Consider the following 18,009-nt stretch of genomic DNA (forward strand, 5'->3'; position numbering starts at 1 on the left):
ACTTCGTAATCTGCACCTCGACCAATGTGCATAGCCTCCCCATCACGACAGGAAGTGAACCCCTCCCATGCGCCATTCCTCGTTTCTTCTGAGCTGCACCTTATTGACTGTTCTGGCGACGACTGCCCACGCCGCTCCCGCCCCCTCGCCCGAGGTGGTGCAAGGATTGGTGAACACATTGAACGAACGCCTGAACATCGGCGACCTCGTCGCCCTGACCAAATGGGACAGCGGCAAACCGATCCAGGACAGCCCCCGTGAGGCACAGGTGATCGACAACGCCCGCAAGCTGGCCGCCGAACGCAAGCTCGATCCGGAAGACGTCGCGCAGTTGATCGCCGCACAGATGGAGGCCAACAAACTGGTGCAGTACGGTTTGCTCGCACAGTGGCAGGCAGCCGGTGCCGCGCCAGACACGCCGCGCCCGGACTTGGGCAAGCAGATTCGCCCGCGTCTGGACGAGTTGCAAACCCGTCTGCTGCAGCAATACGCCGACTTCACGCCCTATCGTCACGACCCGAACTGCCCGGCCTGGCTGGCCAAGGCGCGCAGCGGCCAGACCCGCGATGCGCTGCATGATCTGGCCCTGACGCGCGCCACCGGAGAGCTGTGCATTCGGCCGCTGACGCCCTAGGACAAGGGTTCTGGCATTCATTGCTGGCGTCGATAGTCACCATCAGCTCAATGAAGTTCTCATAAAAAATCCGCGGCGTAACATCGGCTCCATACCCAACAAACAACACCCCTGGAGCACACGATCATGAAACGCCAAATCCTTCTCGGCATCGCTTTCTCGGTTCTTGCAGTCAACGCTTTTGCAGCCAAACCCGCCCACACCATGATCGCCGAAGGCGGTTCGGATCGGTTGATTGAAAGTCGCTTGGCTGAGGGTGGTTCGGATCGTTTGATCGAACGCCGCGTTGCTGAAGGTGGTTCGGATCGTCTGATCGAACGTCGTGTTGCTGAAGGTGGCGCTGATCGTCTGATCGAACGCCGCGTTGCTGAAGGTGGTGCTGATCGTCTGATCGAACGCCGCGTTGCTGAAGGTGGTGCTGATCGTCTGATCGAACGCCGCGTTGCTGAAGGTGGCGCTGATCGCCTGATCGAACGTCGCGTTGCATAAGTAAGCAGCGCATAAAGATAAGCCCGGCCTGATCAGCCGGGCTTTTCTTTGCGCGCGCTTTTTGCGTTTGCTGGGTAAGCTCTTAGCCCGACGCTGCGAATTTCAGGTTTCCCATGGACATTGAACGACTACTGAAGAAAAAACAGCTCAACGTGCAGGAGCAAAACGCAGTCGTTGCGCATCGTTTGATGCTTTGCGCCAGTGAATGGCGCAAACAGGGTGTACCTGTCGCCCTGGCCCGATACGCAGAGTACCAAGGCATCGACTGGTCGTCGTCCATCGTGCTGGAACTGGAAATCGACTTTCCCGGCATGCCTCGCCTGTTCGGACTTTTGCTGGATCAAAACGAATGTTTCATCGCATTTGAAATCGATACGGACGCCTCCCATGATCACATTGAATCCGTGGATCGCTGGGAGGACGTCTCGTCGATGCAAAATACTTCGACATCTAATCCGGGCACAGGTAAAGGCTTTGCCTCGATCGCGCTGGACGTGAAGCGTCAGCTTGTTTGATCGCTCTTTGCGCAACGCTCACTCTTCGGCGTCTTGAAGTCGTCACTGGTTGAGTATCTACGCCTCATCAAAAGGAGCACTGATTGAACATGGGCCCGAAAACCGAAACGCTGATCAAGGTACTGAATGAGCTAATCAGTGTTCTGGAAAGCGACGGAGAAGCGCACTGGAGCGCGTGGATGCGAAAAGCTCGCGCACGATTGCTGGACTCCGATTATTCCGGAATCACGTGGCTGCTCTCGGCCTATGGCGGGATGGGGTCCTTCAATGATGTCGTGCTCGGACAAACCAGCATCAACGGTGCATTTGCCTGGAAGCGCGGCTATGGCGAACTGAATGCAAAATTTTCCGAACTCCGTGAGCAAGCCTACGAGCTGGCCAATGAAATCAGGCACATGCAGCGATAACGGCATTCATTGCTGGCGTCGATAGTCACCATCAGCTCAATGAAGTTCTCATAAAAAAATCGCGGCGTAACATCGGCTCCATACCCAACAAACAACACCCCTGGAGCACACGATCATGAAACGCCAAATCCTTCTCGGCATCGCTTTCTCGGTTCTTGCAGTCAACGCTTTTGCAGCCAAACCCGCCCACACCATGATCGCCGAAGGCGGTCCGGATCGGTTGATTGAAAGTCGTTTAGCTGAGGGTGGTTCGGATCGTTTGATCGAACGTCGCGTTGCTGAAGGTGGCGCTGATCGCCTGATCGAACGCCGCGTTGCTGAAGGTGGCGCTGATCGCCTGCAAGAACGTCGCGTTGCCGAAGGTGGCGCTGATCGCCTGCAAGAACGCCGCGTCGCCTGAATAAAACGCTCTACCGCTGTACAAACAAAAAGCCCGGCCTGATCAGCCGGGCTTTTTCACGTCCAACCGGTGCTTATTGCACGGTTTTCAGTTTGACCACATCACCGGAGACCTTGGTGGTATAGCCGCTCAGGACCCATGCCCAGAACCAGTTTTCCTGAATCTGAGTATTGATCATGGCGTCGCCGCCCTTGGCCTTGATCGCGGCATCCTGTGCACGGACGAAACGGCTGTTCTGCCGGATCGGGATCACGCCGAACAGCATCAGGCCGGTGGCGCTGGCTTCGCTGTGGCCAATCACGGTGTATTGGCTGCTGTCGTAATGTCTGGTGTTCATCGGGGTGCCGGTGCAACCTGCCAGAACCACACCGAACAGTGCGGCGGCGACTACTTTGCTGAGGTATTTCACTGCGAGACTCCATGGGTAAACGCCCGGGATCCGTCTCTCGGGCGGCGCACACTTTACCGAACGCAATGGCTCATTGATATCGGTCTCGGCAGGTTTTCATTAAACGCCTTGCTGGCAGCCCGTCCGCGATGTCGCATACCATGGCGCCACTTCAATAAAAACAGACCTCGCTCATGCTTAAAGCCAGCCTGCGTAGCCACCTGACTCTCTGGTTTGCCGGTTTGTCTCTGCTGACGCTATTGAGCGTGGGCTTTTACGTCGGTGATATCGCCACTGAACAAATGAAACGCGCCAGCGGCAATGCGCTGCTGAGTACCGCGCGGTCGGCGGCGACGCTGCTGGGCGAGCAGTTGCGCGAGCGGCAACTGGAGGTCTATCTGCTCAGCCGGGCGCCGCATCTGGAACGCGGCGATCTGGACAATCCGGCAATTCTCAAATCGATGCAGCTGCGCACCGAAGCCCGCTCCGAGTATGCGTGGATGGGGGTGACCGACGCTCAGGGGCGTGTGCATCAGGCAGTCAACGGTTTGCTGGTCGGTCAGGTCGTGCAACAGCGCCCATGGTTTCAGGCCGGTCTGCGCGGGGAATACACCGGCGATCCGCACGAAGCCGTTTTGTTGGCGAAACTGTTGCCGGGTCTGCCCAACGGCGAGCCACTGCGCTTCATCGACTTCGCCGCGCCCATCCGCAACGCCGATGGCCAGGTGATCGGTGTGCTCGGCGCCCATGCGCACTGGAGCTGGGTCACGCACATCGTCGAATCGGCAGCGATGTCGCACAAGGGGGCGGAGCCGGATATCGAAGCGCTGATCATCGATCACGACGGCAAGGTGCTGTACCCGGAAGCGCTGGTTGGTCAACAAATGCCGGCCAAGGATCCGAAGTCCCCGGGCTGGGTCGTCGGCAACGGGTACCTGACCAGTGAGGTGACGGTGCCGACGCCTACGGGCACCGCGCTGTCGTGGTCGATTGCCGTGCGTCAACCACTGGACACTGCGCTGCAACCGGCGCGACTGCTGCTTTATAAACTGCTGTTGCTGGGGGTTTTCGCCGCCGTGACATTCGGACTCGTAGCGTATTACCTGGCGCTGTACCTGAGCCGACCCATCGAGCACCTCGCGCGTTCAGCCCAAAAAGTGCAGAACAACCAGCCTGGTGCGTACTTTCCGCTCCGGCATCCCGTGCGGGAAATTGCCCAGCTCGGCCAGTCCATCGATGCCATGACCCAATCGCTGCTCGCCAAGGAGCGTGAGCTGCAGGAGACCAACGCATCGCTCGAAGCCACCGTCGCCCAACGCACGGCGGCCCTGACCCTGGCCAACGCCGAGCTGCTGAACCTGGCCACCCACGATGGCTTGACCGGTGTCTACAACCGCCGCCGTTTCGACGAAAAACTCACCGAATACAGCCTGCTGTTCCGTCGTACCGGGCGGCCGTTTGCATTGCTTCTGATTGATGCCGATCACTTCAAACGCATCAACGACACTCACGGCCATGCGGCCGGCGACGACGTACTGCAGCAATTGGCGCAGCTGATCCAGATCAGCATCCGGAGCACGGATTTCGTCGCCCGTTACGGAGGCGAAGAATTTGCGGTGCTGCTGCCGGAAATCGCCAAACCCGATACGCCCGATATCGTCGCCGAAAAGATTCGATCAGCGATTGCCGAGGCGGATTTTCCAGCAGTCGGCCCGGTGACGGTCAGCATTGGTGTCAGCCTCGCCGACCCGGCCGACAACACCCCCACAGCACTGGTCAAACGTGCCGACCAGCAGTTGTATAAGGCGAAAGCGGCAGGCCGCAATCAAGTGGCCTGTCAGGCTTCTCTCGTCGAGGTGAGCGAAAATGGCTGATGCAAACTCGACGCCGCCATGATTCATTTTGGCGAAAGCCCGACCCCCTCTGCGACTCAGGGGGCGTCGATCAAAGATGTGACTGCACGATTGAGACTGGCGCTGAAGTAAACCGCTTTATTGCTGCATGTCTTTGATCAGATCGGCCATCAACAGATCAGACACGTGGGTAAACGCCTTGCGCAGAACTTCGGGATCTCTTGCATATTGCTCCGGCAGGTAAGCAAGGTTGTTGGCGTCATTGAATACGGAGATCGTTTCAAAGTTGCGCCACACCGCCGAGCCCTTGCGCTTGATCTGAGCGGTTGCGCCAATAACCGGATACAACTCGGTGCTGAAGTTTTTCAGGCTCAACCCCCATTGCGAGACGATGATCTCGATCTCGGCATCAGCCTGCTCGCCTTCTCCGACTATTGTGAACAGCCGCTCCTGCTGAACCCGGTCAACGAAACTCTGGCGGACCAGTTTGGCCAGGTCGATATCATTGGCCTTCATGTTGTTGAGGATTGCCCGGGAGATATCCCCCGTCAGCACATCACCATTTTTTGTCCCCTCCACAGACCCCGCGCCTGCCAATGCATTGACTTGTGTCGTCGATGCACCGGCCGCCATCCCGGTGGCTGCGCCGGCACCGGCACCGAGTCCCGCGCTCCAGGCTTGGGTCATGCTGGTGTATTTGAAGTTTTCGACGGCGACATACACGGGGAGCACTTTCAGGGTCTTGATTTGCTGACGATCTTCGACACTGAAATTTTTGGTGACGCATCCGCAGAGCAGCAAGAGTGAGCCAACAACAATGAGCAATTTTTTCATGGCGGGGAAAGTTCGAGGGAATGGATGTCAGACTTATCGCCCGCACTCGCCAATCCTTGAACATGGCATGACTCACTGCCACGGAAAAATTGGGGCGCGTGCCAGACTAACGCCCCGCCCCCTCAAATGCGCAGCTCCCGCACAGGCGCTTCATTGCTGAGAAAAGGTCTGCAGATACGCCAACAAATTATCAATCTTCTCCTCGTCACTCAGTCCCCAGAAAATCATCCGCGTCCCCGGCACCACGCCCTTCGGATCTTTCAGATACTTCGTCAGCGTTTCACGATCCCAGGTCAGGCCGGAGTTTTTCATCGCATCGGAGTACACGTAATTCGCCGACGTACCCGCCGGGCGACCGATGATGCCGTTGAGTTCCGGACCGAATCCCGGGCGGGCAGATTCACCGACTTGATGACAACCGCCGCACAGGCGCGGGAAGATTTTTGCGCCGGCCTCGGCGTCGCCTGCAGCCAGAGCGGGTGTGCTGAGCAGGCCAGCGTTGAGGATCAGGGCGAAAGTCAGTGCAGCGTTTTTCATCAGGGATTTCCAGGTCTTCGGCGGCGCCAAGGGTAATCCCGCGCGGTCACTTGCGCTACAGGTAGGCGCCCACGACCTGACGGACTTTGAGCAAGGCTTGACGCAGGACAAGCATGTCCACCGAGCCCAGCGCCAGGCGAATCGCGTGGGGCACATGAGTAGACACGGTGAAAGGTTCGGCGGTGGTGACGGAAACCTGTTCGTGCATCAACTCGACCACGATATGGTCGGCCCGAACGTCTTCGGGCAGTGGCAACCAAAGGAAATACGAAGAAGGATGGCCCACAGTCGGCAGGCCTTCGAGAACCTGCGCGGCCAGAACTTGCCGGGCCTGGGCGTCGCTGCGCTTTTGCGCTTCGAGCAAGGTGACGGTGCCGTCGTCGAGCCAGCCGCAGGCGATGGCGGTCATCACGCCGGGGGTGTTCCAGGTAGTGGCGCGGATGATCCGCTCCAGCGCCGCCACCCGCTCGACCGGCGCGGCGATGAAACCGACACGCAGGCCGGTGGCGATGTTTTTCGACAGGCCCGACACGTAGACCGTGCGCTCCGGTGCCAGAACCGCCAACGGGGGTGGCGGGTTATCGACCAGAAAGGCGTAGGCCGCGTCCTCGATGATTGTCAGATCATGCCGGTGGGCAATCGCGATCAAATCCTCACGTTGCTCCGAAGCCATCACCCAGCCCAGCGGATTGTGCAGGGTCGGCATGCTGTAAACCGCACGCACCGGTCGTTGGCGGCAGAGTTTGTCGAGGGCCGCCAGATCGGGGCCCTGCTCATTGACGGGGATCGCCACTACTTCCAGGTGCAGCGCTTCGGCCAACACTTTGAATCCCGAATAGGTCAAGGCGTCGGCGGCAATCACATCGCCGGGTTTGAGTAGCGCCATCAACGTGACTGCCAGCCCTTGCTGCGCGCCGTTGACGATCAGCACCTGCTCGGCCTCGACACTCAAACCGCGTGTTTGCAGGTGCCGCGCCACCGAGGCCCGTTCATGCTGGCGACCGGCGTGGGGCTGATAGCGCAGCAGCGCTTCAAGGTCGCCGGACAACGCCAGCTGCCGCAACGCGGTGCGCAGCAGCTCGGCCTGCCCCGGCAATGACGGGTAGTTGAAGTTCAGATCGATCATGCCCACCGCGACGTCTTTCTGGTCGATGCCTTGCCCCGGCAACAACGACGTTTCCCGCACGAACGTGCCGCGCCCGGCTTCGCCGCTGACCAGGCCCATGGCCTCGAGCTCGGCGTATACGCGCGAGGCCGTGACCAGCGCCAGCCCTTCGCTGGCTGCCAATTGCCGGTGAGTCGGCAAACGCGTGCCGGGCAACAGGCGGCCGGCGCGGATGTCAGCCGCAAAGGTGTCGACAAGAGTCTTGTAGCGAGAGCGCGGCATATCGGGCTGTATCCATGACAATTTTTTGATTGTCTTGATTCTCAGCCCTAGGATCGATTCGACGCAACCCACCTCCGAGCGCCACATCCATGGAACGAACCTCCCATCTCGGCACACCGGCCCTGGAAAAAACCAGCGGCTGGATCAATGGCTTCATCGGCGTCGTGATCTTCAGCGGCTCGCTCCCCGCCACGCGGCTGGCGGTGCTGGAGTTCGATCCGGTGTTCCTCACCGTCATCCGTGCGACCATCGCCGGCGCCCTGGCGTTGAGCCTGTTGTGGCTGTTTCGCGAACGACGGCCGGCGCGGGATCAGTGGTTCTCGTTGTTGATCGTGGCGCTGGGCGTGGTCGTGGGTTTCCCGTTGTTGACGGCCCTGGCGCTGCAATACGTGACGTCGGCGCATTCGATTGTGTTCGTAGGATTGCTGCCACTGGCGACGGCGATTTTCGGCGTGCTGCGCGGCGGTGAGCGGCCGCGTCCGGTGTTCTGGATTTTTTCGGTGCTGGGCAGTTCGCTGGTGGTCGGCTTCGCGATCTCGCAAGGCCTGACTGCCTCGCCCACCGGCGATTTGCTGATGCTGGCGGCAATTCTCGCCTGCGGCCTCGGTTACGCCGAAGGCGCCAAACTGTCGCGCACTCTCGGCGGCTGGCAGGTGATTTGCTGGGCGCTGGTGCTGTCGTTGCCGGTGATGGCCGTGCTGAGTGTCTGGCTGGCGCCCGCCTCGTTCAGCGGTATCAGCGTGTCGGCGTGGGTGTGTCTGGCTTACGTTTCGCTGTTCAGCATGCTGATCGGTTTCGTGTTCTGGTATCGCGGGCTGGCTCAGGGCGGGATTGCGGCGGTCGGACAGTTGCAGTTGTTGCAGCCATTCTTCGGTCTGGCACTGGCCGCGACGTTGCTGCACGAGCATGTCAGCATGGGCATGCTGGCGGTCACGCTGGGGGTGATCCTGTGCGTGGCCGGGGCAAAGAAATTCGCCAGATAGTCGTCAGCTCGCACCGGCCTTCCATTCACGCGGGCTGAGCCCGGTCTTGCGCCGAAACGCCCGGGCCAGCGCCGAGGGACTTTCATAGCCGACCTCTTCGGCGATCAGGGCGATCGGCCGTCCCTCGCGCAGGCGTTTCTGCGCGAGGCTGATCCGCCAGTTCACCAGATAATCCACCGGCGTCTGCCCCACCACCCGCCGGAAATGTTCGGCAAAACCGGCGCGGGATAGATTGGCCGCGCTTGCCAGTTCGGCGACGCTCCAGGCCTTGGCCGGCTGCTCGTGCATCAGGTTCAAGGCTCGGGAAATCTTCGGATCGGCCAGCCCCGCCATCATGCCCGGCTGCTGCTTTCGACTGCTGATGAGGTGGCGCAGCAGCAGAATCACCAGCAATTCGAACAACCGGTCCATCACCGCTTCTCGCCCGCAGTGGCCGTCGAAAGCTTCCTTGAACAGCCACTCCAGAGTGTTGGCCATTTCCGGCAGATCGGCGAGTTTCAGCACCAGGTAATCCGGCAGTGCCGCCGCCAGGGCATTGCCCGAGCCGCCGTCGAAGGTCAGTGAAGCGCAAACAAGTTGCGTGCCCATGGCTTCGTTGGCGAACAGGCGATGGGCCATGGGGCGCGGGAAAAAGATCAGGGTCGGTTCATTGAGCGAGAGTTCAGGATCATTGCCCGGCTTGAGCAACAATTCCCCCGCCTGCAACAGGTGCACATGCCCGCACACCTGATCGCCGCCGTAGGCGCTCACCCCGCAGAACGTGCCGCTGTGAAAGGTGCCGGCATTGACACCGAAATGGCTGAGCAAGGTGGACAGGCGATCCATTGAAGGACTCCTCCGGCGGCAGATTTGGACGATCTGTCGCATATCCTCGACGATTTGCACCCAAAGCACCAGCCGCGCTCCGTAGCATTCACTCCATCCCCGGCGCACTTCGCACCGGACTTTCGGAGAATCACCATGAGCCGCATCGCCCCTCTCAGCCTCGAAACCGCCACCGACGCCACTCGCCCTGTGCTTGAAGGTGTGCAGAAAAAAATCGGCTTCCTGCCGAACCTGTTCAAGACCCTGGCCACTGCGCCTGTCGCGCTGGATGCCTACGTGCAAATCTCCGCCACGCTGGGCAAGACGTCCTTGAGCGCCAAGGAAAAAGAGGCGGTGTACCTGGCCACCTCGCAAGTCAACGGTTGCGACTATTGCCTGGCGGCGCACACCCTGTTCGCCAGCAAGGCCGGGCTGGCAGCAGAAGACATCATCGAAGCGCGTCATGGCCGGCTCAATGCCTTCGCCACCCTCGCTCATCAATTGACCGAAACCCGTGGTCATCTGAGCGATGAACAGATCGCCGCCGCCCGCGCTGCCGGCATCGACGACAAGAAAATCATCGAAGTGATCGCCATCGTCGCCGCGCAAACCCTCACCAACTACCTGAACAACGCGGCACTGACCGACATCGATTTCCCTGCCATCGATGCCTGATCAGTCACCAGGGTCGACCTCAGTCGTGGTCGACCCCGGCGCGTTTCAACAACTTCTTGCAGCGCTCGGACAGGTGAAACACCTGCAACTGCTTGCCCGCCTTGGCGTAGCGTTCGCGCAGGGTTTTCAGCGCGGCGATGGCCGAGTAATCGACAAAGCTCAGGTGCCGGCAATCCAGCGTCACCCGCTGCGGATCGCTGGCCGGGTCGAACTGATTGAGAAACGGCGTGGTCGAGGCAAAGAACAACGTGCCGTGCAGGCGATACAGTTTGCTGCCGTCCGCTTCCAAATGCTCATCAGCGTACAGCTCGCGCGCTTGCTGCCAGGCAAAATTCAGCGCCGCGATAATAATCCCGCACAACACTGCCGTGGCCAGGTCGGTAAACACCGTGATGGTCGTTACCGCGATGATCACCAGCACATCGTTGAGCGGCACTTTGTTCAGCACCCGCAGTGAAGCCCAGGCGAACGTCTGCTGCGACACCACGAACATCACCCCCACCAGCGCCGCCAGCGGAATCCGCTCGATCAACGGCGACAGAAATAGAATGAACAGCAGAATCAACACACCCGCCACGACGCCGGACAAGCGCCCGCGCCCGCCGGAACTCAGGTTGATCACGGTCTGGCCGATCATCGCGCAACCGCCCATGCCGCCGAATGCACCGGAGACCACGTTTGCCGCGCCCAGCGCCACGCATTCACGGTCCGGGTAGCCACGGGTTTCGGTGATTTCGTCGGTAAGGTTGAGGGTCAGCAGGGTTTCCAGCAAGCCGACCAGCGCCATCAGAATCGCGTAAGGCGCGATGATGCGCAGGGTGTCCAGCGTCCACGGGATGTCCGGTAGCGCAAACTTCGGCAGACCGCCGGCGATGTGTGCCATGTCGCCGAGGGTGCGGGTTGGCAGGCCGAGCAGGTAAACCAGCAAGCCTACGCCGAGGATCGCCACCAAAGCCGGCGGCACCGAACGGGTCAGGCGCGGCAGGATGTAGACGATGGCCATGGTCAGCAGCACCAGCCCGGTCATCAGATACAACGGTGTGCCGCTGAGCCATTGTTCACCGCTCTTGAAATGCTCCAGTTGCGCCAGCGCAATGATGATCGCCAGGCCGTTGACGAACCCGAGCATCACCGGGTGCGGCACCATGCGCACCAGTTTGCCCAGCCGCAACAGCCCGAACGCCATCATGATCAAGCCGCCGAGCAACACCGTCGCCAACAGGTACTGCACGCCGTGCTGCACCACCAGCGCGACGATTACCACCGCCATCGATCCGGCCGCCCCGGAGACCATGCCCGGCCGGCCACCGAACAGCGCAGTCAACGTGCAAATAATGAAAGCGCCGTACAGGCCCATCAGCGGATTGAGGTGGGCCACCAGCGCAAACGCAATGCATTCGGGCAATAGGGCAAACGAGGTGGTGAGTCCGGCCAGGACATCGGCGCGCAGACGAATCGGTTTCATGGCTTACCTGACAGAGCGGCCGACGGTCGCGGCCACTGATTTTCACGGAAAAAGGAGGGTTGCGGATGTTACGCAAATGCCCCGCAGCGGGCCAGTCATCGCTGACAACCTCCAGCGCGCACTCTATGCTGGCGCGCTGTTTAAGCCAGTGGAGCCCCGAATGCCGACCGAATTGACCAGCCGCGAAGTGTGCCAGCGATTGCGCGATGCCGCGCTGGGCGTGTGTGCCTTGCGGGTGATGGACGTGCAAACGGATGGGGTTGCGGTCGACATCGAAGGCTGGCGCTTGCAACTGGACTTCGACGGCCAGCGCCTGCATCACTGCGCTGATTGTCTTTGCCCGGACGGTCGCGAGTGGACGCTCGACACCCGGCAGCGCTTCGGCACCGACCCGACTAGTCTGTTGAGTACCTGGGAGCTGGCGCAGATCGAGGGCTTGTTGCAGCAACGTGAATGAGGGACGGCAAACAGAGTTGCCCAATGATGGCACTCTGCCCATAATTCGCCCCCCTCTTCTACGCGCAAGGAACTGCCGTGAAAAAATCGCTGTTGTTGATCCCGCTGTTTGCTCTGCTCCTGCAAGGCTGTGGCATGACCATGGCCCGTTACGAGCCAAGCTTCGACAATGTTCAGAAGCTCAAGCAAACCCCGCCGCTGCACGCGATCAGCAATCCACAGGTCACCGCTGAATCGGGCGAAGGCTCGTTGATGGTCCGCGCCAACCCGATCAAGTCACCGACAGGCAGCATCCCGGCGCACATCCAGGACGCGATCACCGAAGAACTGCGCAAGGCCGGTCTGCTCGATCCGCAGGCGACGCGTCATCTGCAGGTGCTGGTCGTGAAAAACCAGTTGAACGCTGGCATGGGCACCGGTGATGGCACCATCGCTGCGCGTTTCACCCTGCGCAATGGCAGCGATGTGGTGTACGACGCTACCAAAGATGTCAGCCATCAGTGGAACAGCAGCTTTTTCGGCTTTATCGCGATCCCCAACGCGACCAACGCCTACAACCCGATGCTGCAGGACTTGCTGAAAAATCTGTACAGCGATCCACAGTTCATTCAGGCCCTGAAGTAAGGGCCAAAAAAAAGAGCCGCGATTGCGGCTCTTTTTTTTGCGGCTGGAGTGCGTCAAATGCCCGAATATTTCGGACGGTTGTTGTCGGCCCATTCCTTGAGCAACGCATTGACCTGCCGAGTGAATGTATCGGTCACCGCTGCTTTCGGCGTATTGAACGCCAGCGGGAGGAACCAGATGCCCATCCAGGTGCCGACCGCGTCATGGTTGCTCGCAGTGGACAGCGGCTGATCTTGCTGATCGAGGGTTTCCAGGCTCATGGTGTACTGGTCGGTGGCATAGGCCGGAATGATCGTCATGCTCAGACCACTGATGAAGGCCAGCACCAGCTGACCGCCATTCGGTGGATGGTTGTACATTTTCAGGCGCAGGCTGTAGTCACCTGGCTGCTTCTCGAATTTGTCGAAGGTGACACGACCGAACAAACCGGAATCGTTGAGGACGGTTTGCAGTTGCGGTTTTAGCATGTCCCGAGCTTGTGGCATTTCCACGGCGGAAGCGCTTTTCGGCTCGCCCTGATAGAAATCGAAATCGACATAGACGTTTGGCTTGTTGGCATAGCTGGCCATCGATGGCAGCGTGACCGGGGCCACTTCGTCCTTGGTGAAACTGGCACAGCCGCCCAGCGTGAGCACCAGACCCAGCGCAAGGATTTTCCCGAATTGCATTATGTCGTCCCTAAAGTGATATCAAAGAGCCTCCATTGCGGAGCGCCGGGGCGGATTCTAGTGATCGTCTACGTTCGGGAAAAGACCTGATTCGGGAAAACCGTGAAAAAGTTCGCGCCGATTCAGCTTTGGCGCAAATCGAGGGTGTACGTGTAATAGCCCGTATCGCGCACCCAGCCGAGTGATTCGTACAATCCCTGAGCGGTGAAATTGTCGGTGGCGGTTTCCAGCACCAGGCCCTTGGCGCCGGTTTCGACGGCGAAGTCGCGGGCGGTATTCATCAGCAATCGTCCGACTCCACGACCTCGGGCGGCCGGCGTGGTGAACAGATCGCTGAGCAGCCAGGTGCGGTGGGCATCAATCGAGGAAAACGTCGGATACAGCTGGACGAATCCGAGCGCTTCACCGCTTTCATCCTCAACCAGAAAAATCGCCGATTCATTGCCGGCCATGCGTTCGGCGATAAAGGCCCGGGATTGCTCGAGATTCGAAGACTGGCCGTAAAAACCGCGATAGGCGTCGAACAGCTTCGCCACTGCGTCGAGGTGAATCGTCGTGGCGCGCAGGGCCCGGAGAGTCATTGGCCTTTTCCTGACGTTATTGAAATTGAAACCAGCATAGCGCTGACAAACGAGTTTGCTGGCCTAATCGCTATATAGTTTTGTATATTGCGAAGCCGAAATGGCCAGACCTCCATGCCGTCCATGAGCAGCATCCGCGAACGCAACCAGCAACTGATCCTGGCCGCCGCCAGTGAAGAATTCGCCGCCAACGGCTTCGACGCGACCCAGACCCGCGACATCGCCGCCCGCGCCGGTGTGCCCAAGGCCAACCTGTATTACTACTTCCAGAGCAAGGAAAACCTCTACGGCAAAGTGCTGCTCGGCTTCGTCGAACCGTTGCTGGAAGCTTCGGCGGTGCTGCGCGAAAGCGACGATCCGCTGATTGGCCTGCGCGCCTACGTCGCCGCCCGCATCCGCATCGCCCGCGAGCATCCGGCGATCGCCAAGGTTTTCAGTGGTGAGTTGCTGCTCGGCGGCCGTCAGTTGCCCGACGAATGCCGCGACCTGCTGCACGGTGAGGCCCGGCGCAATGTCGAGTGTCTGCGCAGCTGGATCGACCGCGGGCTGCTGGCGCCGGTCGATCCAGAGCATTTGATGCTGTTTATCTGGTCGGCGACGCGCACCTACACCAACATTGGCTGGCAGATGGGGCGCATCACCGGGCGGGAGGTGCCGCAGGATGAGGATTATGCGGTGGCAGCGGAGACGATTACGCGGCTGGTGCTGAGCGGTGCGGTGTCCGAGCCGGTGAGTGATGTTCGCAGGTTGATGTTTGCGACCTGAACGTGAGAGTCAGGGCATCAGGTCCAGAGGCAGTGTCGCCTCTCCCGCCAAGCGTTCACGCCACGCCAACAGCACATCAGGCACCCGCTTTTTCCATTTGGGAACGTTGGTGTAATACCGCGCCCTGACTTTGCGTTGCTCATCGAAAACCAATAGCACCAGCCAAACTCGGCCTCCCGGCGCGCTCATCAGAATCGCCGCGTTGCTGGAAGCCAGACCTCGCAGCCAGAACTCATTGACCTCACTCCCCGGCACATCACGAGAGGTCTCGCCGGTTGCCATTGAGCCGCTATTTTGCAGCAGCGTCTGATAGTCACTTTTGAGCAACGTGCGTAATGCCTGATCTTCTTGCTGCGTACGCACGACGCCAAGGCTCAGCAAGTCGTATTCAATCGCGATCGGTTGGTCAGATGCCACATACCTTCCATCGTAGTAAACGCCCATCCCGCCACCACAAGCCCCCTCACCGCCATCGGAATCAACATCCAGCAAACCGTTGAGCGCGCTGAATTTCAGGGTGCAGTTGCCTTCAGCGAAATGCGCTACGGCACCGTCAATTGTGGCCACACCGTCCATGTCACCAGAGTTGCCACCATTTGACGCAGAAACATCAAAGGCAATATGCGTGGCGTCCAAACGCTTGGTTGTGACTTCTGCCACCGATGAAACGCCCCACGGAATCATCTGCCAGGTGGCATCCCAGCTGAAAGGCTTGGCCACGTATTCAAGCGCTTTCAGACGCATCAAATACTCACGGCGCAGGCAGGAGCTATTGGCAGCGCATTGATTGCGTTGTTTCAACCATGAACGCTGATCAGCCTTGAGCGCTTGCGGGTCAGCCACCTGCGCCAACGTTGTCTGCCAGAGCGCCCCGAGTTTCTCATCGAGACTCGAGGTATACGGATCCGCACAAACGGCTTTTTCAACGGGGCTGGAAGCGCCAGCACAGTCAAAACTGGCAGCGTGGGAGGCGGTAGCAAATACGAGACACGTCAGCTGCAAGGCGTGACGGAGATTGAAAGCGAGCATCGACAGATTCCTTTCCTGAGGCGGCGGCAGTATGCCGGGCCCGGGCTATCGATGCTCTGGTTTTTTCACTGGTTGCTCGCGAGCAACCGGGCTCTTGTGCAAGCAAGCATCAGAATGTGATCCCGGCCGCCGGCTTCACATCGATCCGCGCCACGGAACCGGTCAGGTGCGCCCAGTCCTTGTTGTGTTCGGCGATGATGTCTTCGGCGCTCATGTTGCCGTTGTCGACGGTGGAATGCGCATCGGCCGCCAGTTCCACGTCGTAGCCCAGTTGGTGGGCCTGACGCACGGTGGCGTTGACGCAGTAATCGGTTTGCAGGCCGCAGATCACCAGGCGGTCGAAGTCTTCCCGGGGAATCAGTTTCTGCAGGTTGGTCTGGTAGAACGAGTCGTTGGCGGTCTTGTCGACGCGCAGATCGCCGGGCGCGGTGGCCAGGCCGTCAGCCAGTTGCCAGCCCTCGGCACCGTGGGCGAACGGACTGTCCTTTTCGTTGTGCTGGATCAGCACCACCGGCACACCCGATTGGCGCGCGCGGGCGCTGAGGCCGTTGATGGTATCGATCACCCGTTTGATGTCGTGGCACTCGTATTCGCCTGTGCACAAGGCGCGCTGGACATCGATGATCAGCAATGCGGTGGTCATGGTGAGCCTTCCTTGATCGGTCCTTGGACAGGGGCGGACCTGTGCCCGCCCCCTTTTTACTCCGCTCAGTAACCCAATGACAACCCGGTGTTGCGCCGTGGATCGTTGGCGCCGTAGAAGCGGTTCTTGCCGACCGGTTTGCCACCCAGCGACGGTGCACCAACCAGAATCGCGGCGATGTGGTTGGCGTCCTGCGGACCCGCGAACTTGTGGCCCCAGCTCTCGAGAATCTTCTTGGTGTCGGGGCTGGCGGCGAAGTCTTCGAGGTTGGTTTCCTCCGGCATCCACTGCTGGTGGAAACGTGGAGCGTCGACCGCTTCCTGCAGGCCCATGCCGTAGTCGATGACGTTGAGCATGGTCAGCAACGTCGCGGTAATGATGCGACTGCCGCCCGGCGTACCGACCACCATCACCACCTTGCCGTCCTTGGTCACGATGGTCGGGCTCATCGATGACAATGGTGCCTTGCCCGGAGCAATGGCATTGGCTTCGCCCTGCACCAGACCGTACATGTTCGGCACGCCGACCTTGGAGGTGAAGTCGTCCATTTCATCGTTGAGGATCACCCCGGTCTTGCTCGCCATCACACCGGCGCCGAACCAGTCGTTGAGGGTGTAGGTGACCGAGACCGCGTTGCCCCATTTGTCGACGATCGAGTAGTGCGTGGTGTTGCTGCCTTCATGAGGCGCGACGCCGGGCTTGAGTTCCGCCGAAACGCCGGCCTTCTGCGGCTGGATCGCGTCACGCAGCTTGGTCGCGTAGTTCTTGTCCAGCAGGTGTTCGATCGGGTTTTTCACGAAATCCGGATCGCCCAGATAATTGTTGCGATCCACGTATGCGTGACGCATCGCCTCGATCTGGTAGTGCATGCCCTGGGCAGAATGGAAGCCCAGATCCTTCATCGGATAGCCTTCGAGAATGTTCATGATCTGGCAGATCACGACGCCGCCGGAGCTTGGCGGCGGTGCCGATACCACGTGATAACCGCGATAGTCGCACTCCACCGGGGCCAGTTCGCGGGTCTTGTACTTGTCGAGGTCGGCCTGGGTGATGATGCCCTTGTTGGCCTGACTGGAGGTGACGATGGCGTCGGCCACCCAGCCTTTGTAGAAGCCGTCGGCGCCTTTTTCGGAAATGGTGCGCAGGGTTTTGCCCAGATCCTTCTGCACCAGTTTCTGCCCGACCTGCATCGGCTCGCCGTTGCTCAAAAAGATCGCGCCGGAATCCTTGATGTCCTTCTTGAATACGTCGGTCGCGTACTCCAGAAGCTCGACGTCGCCCTGTTCCAGCTCGAAACCTTCTTCCGCCAGTTTGATCGCTGGGGCGATCATGTCCTTGCGCGGCTTGGTGCCGTACTTGCTCAGCGCCAGCTCCATGCCGGACACGGTGCCAGGAACGCCGACCGCGAGGTGACCACGGGTACTCAGATCCGGAATGACGTTGCCGTCCTTGTCGAGATACATGTTGGCCGTCGCGGCCAGCGGGGCTTTTTCGCGGAAATCGAGGAAGGTCTTGCGTCCGTCCGCCAGTTGAATGGTCATGAAACCACCGCCACCGAGGTTGCCCGCCGCCGGGTAAACCACCGCCAGTGCATAACCCACGGCGACCGCCGCATCCACCGCGTTGCCGCCACTTTTCAACACGTCGACACCCACGTGGGTGGCCAGGTGCTGGGCGGTGACCACCATGCCGTTTTCGGCAGCAACCGGGGCAACCGAGGCGGCGTGCGCCATGAGGCAGCTGAGCGCCAACGAGGTCGCAATCAGCGATTTGGCAAAAGGTTCGTACTTCATGAGTCGGTCTCTTCTTTTTATAAGGTAGGAAAGCGCTTAGAGCATCAGCCAGTATGGTCGTGATTGCGGTTTGCGCCTC

At 60.0% G+C, this 18,009-nt stretch carries 21 protein-coding genes and 1 pseudogene; 11 read left to right on the forward strand and 11 right to left on the reverse strand.

The genetic code is table 11. The features are described from left to right. The first annotated feature begins 67 nt into the window (after window positions 1–67). From ACODTD_RS08860 to ACODTD_RS08880, 5 genes and pseudogenes are all read left to right on the forward strand, one after another. On the forward strand, window positions 68–634 hold the full coding sequence (locus tag ACODTD_RS08860; RefSeq protein ID WP_285358454.1) for a chorismate mutase: 567 nt from the start codon (window positions 68–70) through the stop codon (window positions 632–634). Between the two features lie 126 nt (window positions 635–760). After that, window positions 761–1,123, forward strand: coding sequence for a hypothetical protein (locus ACODTD_RS08865; RefSeq protein WP_489104748.1), 363 nt, complete (start codon window positions 761–763; stop codon window positions 1,121–1,123). 113 nt (window positions 1,124–1,236) lie between these two features. After that, the gene (locus tag ACODTD_RS08870; RefSeq protein WP_221614407.1) at window positions 1,237–1,638 is read left to right on the forward strand and encodes a hypothetical protein; all 402 of its coding nucleotides are present in this window, start codon (window positions 1,237–1,239) and stop codon (window positions 1,636–1,638) included. Between the two features lie 89 nt (window positions 1,639–1,727). Beyond that, a complete protein-coding gene (locus ACODTD_RS08875; protein WP_221614406.1) occupies window positions 1,728–2,045 on the forward strand; it encodes a DUF6966 domain-containing protein in 318 nt (105 codons plus the stop codon). A 115-nt stretch (window positions 2,046–2,160) separates the two neighbouring features. Further along, window positions 2,161–2,442: pseudogene (locus tag ACODTD_RS08880) on the forward strand (hypothetical protein); the annotation flags it as partial. Window positions 2,443–2,518: 76 nt separating this feature from the next. Here the strand turns inward: ACODTD_RS08880 and ACODTD_RS08885 are convergent. Further along, entirely contained in the window at window positions 2,519–2,854 is a 336-nt protein-coding gene (locus ACODTD_RS08885; protein WP_064380631.1) for a hypothetical protein, read from the reverse strand. A gap of 173 nt (window positions 2,855–3,027) precedes the next feature. On the opposite strand from ACODTD_RS08885, the gene ACODTD_RS08890 reads away from it, so the two are divergent. After that, on the forward strand, window positions 3,028–4,707 hold the full coding sequence (locus ACODTD_RS08890; protein ID WP_201820341.1) for a sensor domain-containing diguanylate cyclase: 1,680 nt from the start codon (window positions 3,028–3,030) through the stop codon (window positions 4,705–4,707). A gap of 117 nt (window positions 4,708–4,824) precedes the next feature. Here the strand turns inward: ACODTD_RS08890 and ACODTD_RS08895 are convergent, their stop codons facing one another. From ACODTD_RS08895 to ACODTD_RS08905, 3 genes are all read right to left on the reverse strand, one after another. Next, window positions 4,825–5,520 carry a hypothetical protein gene (locus tag ACODTD_RS08895; protein WP_201820344.1) on the reverse strand — a complete coding sequence of 232 codons (696 nt, stop codon included), beginning with the start codon at window positions 5,518–5,520 and terminating at the stop codon, window positions 4,825–4,827. Between the two features lie 150 nt (window positions 5,521–5,670). Next, window positions 5,671–6,057, reverse strand: a complete 387-nt coding sequence (locus ACODTD_RS08900; RefSeq protein ID WP_285358830.1) for a c-type cytochrome — start codon at window positions 6,055–6,057, stop codon at window positions 5,671–5,673. A gap of 55 nt (window positions 6,058–6,112) precedes the next feature. Next, complete coding sequence (locus tag ACODTD_RS08905) at window positions 6,113–7,444, reverse strand: aminotransferase-like domain-containing protein (protein ID WP_489104749.1); 1,332 nt, start codon at window positions 7,442–7,444, stop codon at window positions 6,113–6,115. An 89-nt stretch (window positions 7,445–7,533) separates the two neighbouring features. Between ACODTD_RS08905 and ACODTD_RS08910 the strand changes: the two genes are divergently transcribed. Then, window positions 7,534–8,427: a DMT family transporter gene (locus ACODTD_RS08910; protein WP_201820347.1), complete on the forward strand. Its 894-nt coding sequence runs from the start codon at window positions 7,534–7,536 to the stop codon at window positions 8,425–8,427. Between the two features lie 3 nt (window positions 8,428–8,430). Here ACODTD_RS08910 and ACODTD_RS08915 read toward each other — a convergent pair whose 3' ends face one another. Next, complete coding sequence (locus ACODTD_RS08915) at window positions 8,431–9,252, reverse strand: cupin domain-containing protein (RefSeq protein WP_489104750.1); 822 nt, start codon at window positions 9,250–9,252, stop codon at window positions 8,431–8,433. A gap of 135 nt (window positions 9,253–9,387) precedes the next feature. Between ACODTD_RS08915 and ACODTD_RS08920 the strand changes: the two genes are divergently transcribed. Beyond that, complete coding sequence (locus tag ACODTD_RS08920; RefSeq protein ID WP_489104751.1) at window positions 9,388–9,906, forward strand: carboxymuconolactone decarboxylase family protein; 519 nt, start codon at window positions 9,388–9,390, stop codon at window positions 9,904–9,906. Between the two features lie 19 nt (window positions 9,907–9,925). Here the strand turns inward: ACODTD_RS08920 and ACODTD_RS08925 are convergent, their stop codons facing one another. Further along, window positions 9,926–11,371, reverse strand: a complete 1,446-nt coding sequence (locus tag ACODTD_RS08925) for a SulP family inorganic anion transporter (RefSeq protein ID WP_221614401.1) — start codon at window positions 11,369–11,371, stop codon at window positions 9,926–9,928. 160 nt (window positions 11,372–11,531) lie between these two features. On the opposite strand from ACODTD_RS08925, the gene ACODTD_RS08930 reads away from it, so the two are divergent. Beyond that, complete coding sequence (locus tag ACODTD_RS08930) at window positions 11,532–11,828, forward strand: DUF7693 family protein (protein WP_489104752.1); 297 nt, start codon at window positions 11,532–11,534, stop codon at window positions 11,826–11,828. A 77-nt stretch (window positions 11,829–11,905) separates the two neighbouring features. Then, window positions 11,906–12,451 carry a hypothetical protein gene (locus tag ACODTD_RS08935; RefSeq protein ID WP_011334921.1) on the forward strand — a complete coding sequence of 182 codons (546 nt, stop codon included), beginning with the start codon at window positions 11,906–11,908 and terminating at the stop codon, window positions 12,449–12,451. Window positions 12,452–12,504: 53 nt separating this feature from the next. Here the strand turns inward: ACODTD_RS08935 and ACODTD_RS08940 are convergent, their stop codons facing one another. Further along, window positions 12,505–13,119: a hypothetical protein gene (locus ACODTD_RS08940; RefSeq protein ID WP_201820360.1), complete on the reverse strand. Its 615-nt coding sequence runs from the start codon at window positions 13,117–13,119 to the stop codon at window positions 12,505–12,507. A 122-nt stretch (window positions 13,120–13,241) separates the two neighbouring features. Continuing rightward, window positions 13,242–13,700, reverse strand: coding sequence for a GNAT family N-acetyltransferase (locus ACODTD_RS08945; protein WP_489104753.1), 459 nt, complete (start codon window positions 13,698–13,700; stop codon window positions 13,242–13,244). Window positions 13,701–13,823: 123 nt separating this feature from the next. Here ACODTD_RS08945 and ACODTD_RS08950 point away from each other — a divergent pair, with 123 nt between their 5' ends. After that, the gene (locus tag ACODTD_RS08950; RefSeq protein ID WP_041475350.1) at window positions 13,824–14,465 is read left to right on the forward strand and encodes a TetR/AcrR family transcriptional regulator; all 642 of its coding nucleotides are present in this window, start codon (window positions 13,824–13,826) and stop codon (window positions 14,463–14,465) included. A 9-nt stretch (window positions 14,466–14,474) separates the two neighbouring features. On the opposite strand, the gene ACODTD_RS08955 is transcribed toward ACODTD_RS08950, so the two are convergent. The 3 genes from ACODTD_RS08955 to ggt form a co-directional block, all read right to left on the reverse strand. Then, the gene (locus tag ACODTD_RS08955; RefSeq protein WP_201820365.1) at window positions 14,475–15,494 is read right to left on the reverse strand and encodes a lysozyme inhibitor LprI family protein; all 1,020 of its coding nucleotides are present in this window, start codon (window positions 15,492–15,494) and stop codon (window positions 14,475–14,477) included. 109 nt (window positions 15,495–15,603) lie between these two features. Beyond that, a complete protein-coding gene (locus tag ACODTD_RS08960; RefSeq protein WP_011334925.1) occupies window positions 15,604–16,137 on the reverse strand; it encodes a cysteine hydrolase family protein in 534 nt (177 codons plus the stop codon). Between the two features lie 65 nt (window positions 16,138–16,202). Further along, the gene (gene ggt / locus ACODTD_RS08965; protein ID WP_489104754.1) at window positions 16,203–17,930 is read right to left on the reverse strand and encodes a gamma-glutamyltransferase; all 1,728 of its coding nucleotides are present in this window, start codon (window positions 17,928–17,930) and stop codon (window positions 16,203–16,205) included. Between the last annotated feature and the right edge of the window lie 79 nt (window positions 17,931–18,009).

This window comes from Pseudomonas sp. FG35, from assembly GCF_057809295.1.